This window comes from Pseudomonas sp. GZD-222 (genome assembly GCF_049310525.1).
Taxonomy (GTDB): domain Bacteria; phylum Pseudomonadota; class Gammaproteobacteria; order Pseudomonadales; family Pseudomonadaceae; genus Aquipseudomonas.
On sequence record NZ_JBMOWO010000125.1, the window covers coordinates 1 to 8043 of the forward strand.

The following is an 8043-nucleotide window of genomic DNA, read 5'->3' on the forward strand; positions in this document are numbered from 1 at the left end:
GTCTTTCCGGCAGAACCGCCCCTCCTAGTGTGGTGGGGGTGCCTCCTCCCCCCCCCCGCGATAGGTCTCTCCAGCCAAATAGCAAGCAAGCTAATTAATGGCTTGACGTTAGCTGTCTAGGCAGTAACATTATGTTACTAACTGCCTAAGCAGGTATCGCCTCGATGCAACACTTCACCCCCGAAAACTTTCAGACCTGCACCATCGGCATGCTCCTGGGCCGTGCCGCGCTGGTCAAAGACCGCATTCTCGACAGCCACCTGCAGGACTTCGGCGTTACTGCCGCGCAGTTCAAGGTGCTGATCATCGTTGCTCAGTACGGGGTCGATACGCCTGCCGAACTCTGCCGTTACCTGTCGCTGGACAGCGGCTCGATGACACGCATGCTCGATCGCCTCGAGCAAAAAGACCTGATCCTGCGCCGGCGCTGCCCGGATGATCGCCGTCAGGTGCGTCTGGCGTTGAGCGAGGAGGGGCAGAAGCTCGCCGACCAGTTGCCGCAGATCGGCGCTGCGGCGATGAACGAATTGGTCGGTGTGCTCGCCGCGGATGAACTGGCGACCCTGGAAAGCCTGCTGAGCAAGGTCCTGCTCGCTGCGGGCGACACCCTGACAGCCCTGCGCGTAGGTGCAAAATGAACGCCGAGACCGACAGCGCCAACACGGCGCAAGACCTCAACAACAGCCGTAAACGCAAAACCTGGCTACTCTGCCTGGCCCTGCTGATCGTCCTCGGCGGCGGTACCGTGTGGGCCTGGCATGAGCTGTACGGGCGCTGGAACGAAGAGACCGACGACGCCTACGTCAACGGTAACGTGGTGGAAATCACGCCATTGGTCACCGGGACCGTGGTCAGTATCGGAGTCGACGACGGTGACCTGGTGCATGCCGGGCAAGTACTAATCGAGTTCGACCCCAGCGATGCCGAGGTAGGTCTGCAGGCCGCCCAGGCGCAGTTGGCCCGTGCGGTACGTCAGGTGCGCGGGTTGTACAGCAATGTCGACGGCATGAAGGCCCAGGTGGCGGCGCGTCAGGCCGAGCAGACCAAGGCCCAGGAAAACTACACTCGGCGCAAGACCCTGGTCGCTGGCGGGGCTATTTCGCTGGAGGAGCTGTCCCACGCCCGTGACGACCTGGCTTCCGCGCAAAGCGCGCTTATTAATGCCAAACAACAGCTCAACACCACCTCGGCACTGGTTGATGACACCGTGGTCTCCTCTCATCCGCAAGTCATGGCGGCGGCTGCCGACCTGCGCCAGGCTTACCTGGCTGCGGCGCGCACCACCCTGGTAGCTCCCGTCACCGGCTATGTGGCCAAACGCACCGTGCAATTGGGCCAGCGCCTGGAGCCGGGGACTGCGACCATGGCAGTGATTCCGCTCGATCAGCTATGGATCGACGCCAACTTCAAGGAAACCCAGTTGCGCAACATGCGCATCGGTCAACCGGTAGACATTGTCGCCGATCTGTACGGCAGCGAGGTCAAGTACAGTGGCACCATCGACAGCCTCGGTGCGGGCACCGGCAGTGCGTTCGCTTTGTTGCCGGCGCAAAACGCCACCGGCAACTGGATCAAGATCGTCCAGCGGGTGCCGGTGCGTATTCATATCAATGCCGAGCAACTGGCGGCCCACCCGCTGCGTATCGGCCTGTCGACCCTGGTGACGGTTGATCTGCATGATCAAAGTGGCCCGGTGTTGGCCCAATTGCCTGCGAAGAAGGCATCGTTCACCACCCAGGTGTATGACCGGCAACTGGTCGAGGCCGATGCCATGATCGCCCGGTTGATCCATGCCAACAGTGAAGGTTCCAGCAAGACGGCGCTGCGATGAGCAACAACGCTTCATTCAGCCCGCCGAGCCTGCTGCTGGCCACGATCGGGTTGTCGTTGGCGACCTTCATGCAGGTGCTCGACACCACCATTGCCAACGTCGCCTTGCCGACCATTTCCGGCAACCTGGGTGTCAGTTCGGAGCAGGGTACCTGGGTCATCACCTCGTTCGCGGTGAGCAATGCCATTGCCTTGCCGCTGACCGGCTGGCTGAGCCGGCGCTTTGGCGAGGTGAAGCTGTTCATCTGGGCCACGCTGCTGTTCGTGCTGGCCTCGTTCCTCTGCGGTATCGCCCGATCGATGCCGGAACTGGTGGGCTTCAGGGTCCTCCAGGGCATCGTTGCCGGCCCCCTGTACCCGATGACTCAGACCCTGTTGATTGCCGTGTATCCGCCGGCCAAACGCGGTATGGCGCTGGCCTTGCTGGCCATGGTCACGGTGGTGGCACCGATTGCCGGGCCGATCCTCGGCGGCTGGATCACCGACAGTTACAGCTGGCCGTGGATTTTCTTCATCAACGTGCCCATCGGTCTGTTTGCTGCGGCGGTGGTGCGCCAGCAAATGCGCACACGCCCGGTCAGCACCCAGCGTCAGCCCATGGACTACATCGGCCTGTTGACCCTGATCATCGGGGTCGGAGCCTTGCAGATCGTGCTCGACAAGGGCAATGACCTGGACTGGTTCGAGTCGGGTTTCATCGTGACCGGCAGCCTGATCTCGGTGGTGTTCCTGGCGATCTTCATTATCTGGGAACTGACCGACAAGCATCCGGTGGTCAACCTGCGGTTGTTCGTGCACCGTAACTTTCGCATCGGCACCATTGTTCTGGTGGGTGGCTACGCGGGCTTTTTCGGCATCAACCTGATCCTGCCGCAGTGGTTGCAGACCCAGATGGGCTATACCGCCACCTGGGCCGGACTGGCAGTGGCGCCGATCGGTTTGCTGCCGGTGCTGATGTCGCCGTTTGTCGGCAAGTACGCGCACAAGTTCGACCTGCGTGTATTGGCCGGACTGGCGTTCCTGGCGATCGGCACCAGTTGCTTCATGCGTGCCGGGTTCACCAATGAAGTGGACTTCCAGCACATTGCCCTGGTGCAGCTGTTCATGGGCATCGGTGTGGCACTGTTCTTCATGCCGACCTTGAGCATCCTGCTCTCGGACCTGCCGCCGCATCAGATTGCCGACGGTTCGGGCCTGGCCACTTTCCTGCGGACCCTGGGCGGTAGCTTTGCCGCCTCGTTGACCACCTGGATCTGGATTCGCCGGGCGGACCAGCATCATGCTTATCTCAGTGAAAGCATCAGTACCTATGAACCTGCCACCCGAGAGGCGCTGAATCACCTGGGCGGTGCGAACGGGCAGTCTTACGCGCAGCTGGAGCGCATGCTCAGCAGTCAGGCGTACATGATGTCGACGGTGGATTACTTCACCCTGATGGGCTGGGTGTTTGCCGGATTGATTCTATTGGTGTGGCTGGCCAAGCCGCCGTTCGCGGCTAAAGCGGGGCCTGCGTCGGCGGGGCATTGAGCGATCGCGGGGCAAGTCGGGTCGCCGCACCGCCGCTCCCACGGGTGGGAGCGGGCTTGCCCCGCGATCAGGTCTCAAGGAAAAGCAAAGGGCTGCAACTGAAACCCTTGCTCATCCACCTGCAACGCCCAACCCTGGCGATCCCAGTCACCCAGCACGATACGCCGCGCCGGTTGCTCATCGACCATCAGTTTGTGAATCGCCGGGCGATGGGTATGGCCATGCACCAGGGTGCGCACGCCAAACTGCGCCATGACTCGCGGTACTTCTTCCGGCGTCACGTCGACAATGTCGTTGGCCTTCATCCGCGTCTGCGCCTTGCTTTCGCTGCGCAGTTTACGCGCCAGTTTCTGGCGGGTGCTCAGCGGTAGATGGCGGAGGATCCACAGGCTTACAGGATTGCGCAGGTAGCGGCGCATTTTCATGTAGGCCAGGTCCAGGGTGCACAAGCTGTCGCCGTGCATCAGCAGCACCGGCTCACCACCCAGCTCAACGACACAGGGATCGTTCAGCAGGGTACAATCGGCAGCCTTGCAAAAGGCTTCGCCGATCAGGAAGTCGCGGTTGCCATGCATCAGGTAGACCTGCGTGCCGCTGTCGCTCAAGGCACGCAGGGCCTGGCAGATCGTGGTCTGGAACGGCGTCATGGCGTCGTCGCCGATCCAGGCCTCGAAAAAGTCGCCAAGGATGTACAGCGCCTCGGCGTGGCGCGCACGACCGTCGAGCAGATCAAGAAACGCCCGGGTAATGTCCGGGCGTTCTTCTTGCAGGTGCAGATCAGAGATCAGCAGTATCACTCAATGATCTCGGCTTTCTCGATGATCACGTCATCAACCGGTACGTCCTGGTGGCCAGACTTGGAACCGGTGGCAACGGTTTTGATCTTGTCGACAACGTCGGTGCCTTCGGTAACTTTACCGAATACCGCGTAGCCCCAGCCCTGAACGTTCTTGCCGCTGTGGTTGAGGAAGCTGTTGTCGGTGACGTTGATGAAGAACTGCGCCGACGCCGAATGCGGCTCCATGGTGCGGGCCATGGCGATGGTGTACTTGTCGTTGCTCAGGCCGTTGTCAGCTTCGTTCTGGATGCTTGGGCGCTTGTCTTTCTTCTCTTTCATGCCTGGCTCGAAACCGCCGCCCTGGATCATGAAGTTGCCGATGACGCGGTGGAAAACAGTGTTGCTGTAGTGGCCGGCGTTCACGTATTCGATGAAGTTGGCCACGGTGATCGGGGCTTTTTCGGCATTCAGTTCGATGACGATGTCGCCGTGATTGGTGCTCAGTTTGACTTTGGACATGCTGAAATTCGCTCTTTCAAGGCATTTGAAATAGGGTCGCGCAGGATCGCGATACAAACCTGACGCACAGTCTACAGCCCGCGATACGTGGCTTGCGGCAGTTTTTTTGCTGCCAGTACCGAATATAGGGCCAGTTTGTCGGCCGGACGCTGTCGGCAGCTCGACCGCTTCGGCTATGATAAGCGCTTTGATTCAGTCGGCCTACCCAGGCCGTGCACCCGTATTTCAAGGATCCTATGAGCAAGCCCACTGCCGACACCGCTCCCAACGCCGCTGCCAAAGGCGCTCCCGCCGTCCCTGCGAACTTCCTGCGCCCGATCGTGCAGGCCGACCTGGACTCGGGCAAGCACAGCAGCATCGTCACCCGTTTCCCGCCAGAGCCCAATGGTTACCTGCACATCGGCCATGCCAAGTCGATCTGCGTGAACTTCGGCCTGGCCCAGGAATTCGGTGGAGCCTGTCACCTGCGTTTCGATGACACCAACCCGGCCAAAGAGGACCAGGAGTACATCGACGCCATCCAGAGCGATGTGCAGTGGCTGGGCTTCCAGTGGACCGGCCCGGTGCGCTACGCCTCCGAATACTTCGACCAGTTGCACGACTGGGCCGTGGACCTGATCAAATCGGGCAATGCCTATGTCTGCGACCTGACCCCGGAGCAGGCCAAGGAATACCGTGGCAACCTGACCGAGCCAGGCAAGAACAGCCCGTTCCGCGAGCGCAGCGTCGAAGACAACCTCGACCTGTTCGCCCGTATGAAGGCTGGCGAGTTCAAGGACGGTGAGCGTGTACTGCGGGCCAAGATCGACATGGCCTCGCCGAACATGAACCTGCGCGACCCGATCCTCTACCGCATCCGCCATGCCCATCACCACCAGACCGGCGACAAGTGGTGCATCTACCCCAACTACGACTTCACCCACGGTCAGTCGGATGCCATCGAAGGCATCACCCACTCCATCTGCACCCTGGAGTTCGAAGGCCACCGTCCGCTCTACGAGTGGTTCCTGGAGCACCTGCCGGTGCCGGCCAAGCCGCGTCAGTACGAGTTCAGCCGCCTGAACCTGAACTACACCATCACCAGCAAGCGCAAGCTCAAGCAACTGGTCGACGAGCAGCACGTCAACGGCTGGGACGACCCACGCATGTCGACCCTTTCCGGCTTCCGTCGCCGCGGCTACACCCCGGCCTCGATCCGCAATTTCTGCGAAATGATCGGCACCAACCGTTCCGACGGCGTGGTCGACATGTCGATGCTCGAGTTCAGCATCCGTGACGACCTCGATCGCACCGCGCCACGTGCCATGTGCGTGCTGCGTCCGTTGAAAGTGGTCATCACCAATTACCCGCAAGGCCAGGTCGAGAACCTCGAACTGCCTCGCCACCCGAAAGAAGACATGGGCATGCGCGCGCTGCCGTTCGAGCGCGAAATCTACATCGATCGCGACGACTTCATGGAAGAGCCGCCAAAAGGCTACAAGCGCCTGGAGCCGGCCGGTGAAGTGCGCCTGCGCGGCAGCTACGTGATCCGCGCTGACGAAGCGATCAAGGACGCCGACGGCAACATCGTCGAACTGCGTTGCTCCTACGACCCGGACACCCTGGGCAAGAACCCTGAGGGTCGCAAGGTCAAGGGCGTGATCCACTGGGTGCCGGCCGCGGCCAGCGTCGAGTGCGAAGTGCGTCTGTACGACCGCCTGTTCCGCTCGGCCAACCCCGAGAAGACCGACGATGGCGGCAGCTTCCTCGACAATATCAATCCCGATTCGCTGCAGGTACTCACTGGTTGTCGTGCGGAACCTTCCCTGGGCCAGGCCCAGCCAGAAGACCGCTTCCAGTTCGAGCGCGAAGGTTACTTCTGCGCCGACCTGAAAGACTCCCAGCCGGGTCGCCCGGTATTCAACCGGACTGTGACCCTGCGCGATTCGTGGGGCAGCTGAGGAACGCTCGTGCTTACCATTTACAATACGCTTAGCAAGACCAAGGAAGTTTTCAAACCGCTCGAAGGCAACAAGGTGCGCATGTACGTCTGCGGCATGACCGTGTACGACTTCTGTCACCTGGGCCACGGCCGCAGCATGGTTGCCTTCGACCTGGTCACCCGCTGGCTGCGTTACAGCGGCTACGATCTGACCTACGTGCGCAACATCACCGACATCGATGACAAGATCATCAACCGGGCCAACGAAAACGGCGAGTCGTTCGACGCGCTGACCGCCCGCATGATCGACGCGATGCACGAAGACGAGCGCCGTCTGAACATCCTGCCGCCGGATCAGGAGCCGCGTGCCACCGACCATATCGCCGGCATGCACGCGATGATCCAGACCCTGATCGACAAGGGCTACGCCTACGCGCCGGGTAATGGCGACGTGTACTACCGGGTCGGCAAGTTCGTCGGCTACGGCAAGCTGTCGCGCAAGAAGATCGAAGACCTGCGCATCGGTGCGCGGATCGAGGTCGACGAAGCCAAGCAGGATCCACTCGACTTCGTCCTCTGGAAGGGCGTCAAGCCGGGTGAGCCGAGCTGGGAGTCGCCGTGGGGCGCGGGTCGTCCGGGCTGGCACATCGAGTGCTCGGTGATGTCCACCTGCTGCCTGGGCGAAAGCTTCGACATCCACGGCGGTGGTAACGACCTGGAGTTCCCGCACCACGAGAACGAAATCGCCCAGAGCGAGGCCGCCACCGGCAAGCAGTACGCCAACTCGTGGATGCACTGCGGCATGATTCGCATCAATGGCGAGAAGATGTCCAAGTCCTTGAACAACTTCTTCACCATCCGCGACGTGCTCGACAAGTATCACCCGGAGGTGGTTCGCTACCTGCTGGTGTCGAGCCACTACCGCAGCTCGATCAACTACTCCGAAGACAGCCTGCGTGAGTCCAAGGGTGCGCTGGAGCGTTTCTACCACGCCCTGCGCGGTTTGCCGCGGGTCGAGGCCAAGGGTGGCGAGACTTATGTCGATCGCTTCACCCTGGCGATGAACGACGACTTCGGCACGCCTGAAGCCTGCGCGGTGCTGTTCGACCTGGTGCGCGAGATCAACCGTCTGCGCGAAAGTGATCCAGAGGCAGCGGCTGGCCTGGCCGGTCGTCTGCGTCAGCTGGGTGACCTGCTCGGTGTGCTGCAGCTGGATGCTGACGACTTCCTGCGTGCTGGTGCCGAAGGCAAGGTCGATGCGGCTGAAGTCGAGGCCTTGATCCAGGCGCGCCTGCAAGCGCGTGCGGACAAGAACTGGGCAGAGTCGGATCGCATCCGCGACCAGATCACCGCCATGGGTGTGGTGCTGGAAGACAGCAAGGGTGCCACCACCTGGCGCTTGGCTGACTGACCAATCGCGGGGGGAGAGGAAGGCCCCAAAAAAAAGGAGGGGGGGGGGGTTGCGACC

General features: G+C 61.5%; 7 protein-coding genes. 5 read left to right on the plus strand and 2 right to left on the minus strand.

All coding sequences use genetic code 11. The features are described from left to right. The first annotated feature begins 164 nt into the window (after positions 1-164). The 3 genes from ACO6VD_RS23700 to ACO6VD_RS23710 are packed head-to-tail and all read left to right on the plus strand — an operon-like array spanning position 165 to position 3357. Positions 165-638 (plus strand): MarR family winged helix-turn-helix transcriptional regulator, encoded by a 474-nt coding sequence (locus ACO6VD_RS23700; RefSeq protein WP_400173786.1) that lies wholly within the window; start codon positions 165-167, stop codon positions 636-638. Further along, positions 635-1831: an HlyD family efflux transporter periplasmic adaptor subunit gene (locus tag ACO6VD_RS23705; RefSeq protein WP_422422398.1), complete on the plus strand. Its 1197-nt coding sequence runs from the start codon at positions 635-637 to the stop codon at positions 1829-1831. Before ACO6VD_RS23700 ends, ACO6VD_RS23705 begins: the two co-directional genes overlap by 4 nt. Beyond that, positions 1828-3357, plus strand: coding sequence for a DHA2 family efflux MFS transporter permease subunit (locus tag ACO6VD_RS23710; protein WP_422422399.1), 1530 nt, complete (start codon positions 1828-1830; stop codon positions 3355-3357). The genes ACO6VD_RS23705 and ACO6VD_RS23710 overlap by 4 nt, the downstream gene beginning before the upstream one ends. 74 nt (positions 3358-3431) lie before the next feature. Here ACO6VD_RS23710 and ACO6VD_RS23715 read toward each other — a convergent pair whose 3' ends face one another. Both ACO6VD_RS23715 and ACO6VD_RS23720 read right to left on the minus strand, forming a co-directional pair. Then, on the minus strand, positions 3432-4154 hold the full coding sequence (locus tag ACO6VD_RS23715) for a UDP-2,3-diacylglucosamine diphosphatase (protein WP_422422400.1): 723 nt from the start codon (positions 4152-4154) through the stop codon (positions 3432-3434). After that, complete coding sequence (locus ACO6VD_RS23720) at positions 4151-4654, minus strand: peptidylprolyl isomerase (RefSeq protein WP_422422401.1); 504 nt, start codon at positions 4652-4654, stop codon at positions 4151-4153. The genes ACO6VD_RS23715 and ACO6VD_RS23720 overlap by 4 nt, the downstream gene beginning before the upstream one ends. A 236-nt stretch (positions 4655-4890) precedes the next feature. Between ACO6VD_RS23720 and ACO6VD_RS23725 the strand changes: the two genes are divergently transcribed. Together ACO6VD_RS23725 and cysS are read left to right on the plus strand one after the other, a co-directional pair. Beyond that, positions 4891-6594: a glutamine--tRNA ligase/YqeY domain fusion protein gene (locus ACO6VD_RS23725; protein WP_422422402.1), complete on the plus strand. Its 1704-nt coding sequence runs from the start codon at positions 4891-4893 to the stop codon at positions 6592-6594. Between the two features lie 9 nt (positions 6595-6603). Next, positions 6604-7986, plus strand: a complete 1383-nt coding sequence (gene cysS / locus ACO6VD_RS23730; protein ID WP_422422403.1) for a cysteine--tRNA ligase — start codon at positions 6604-6606, stop codon at positions 7984-7986. The last annotated feature ends 57 nt before the right edge of the window (positions 7987-8043 follow it).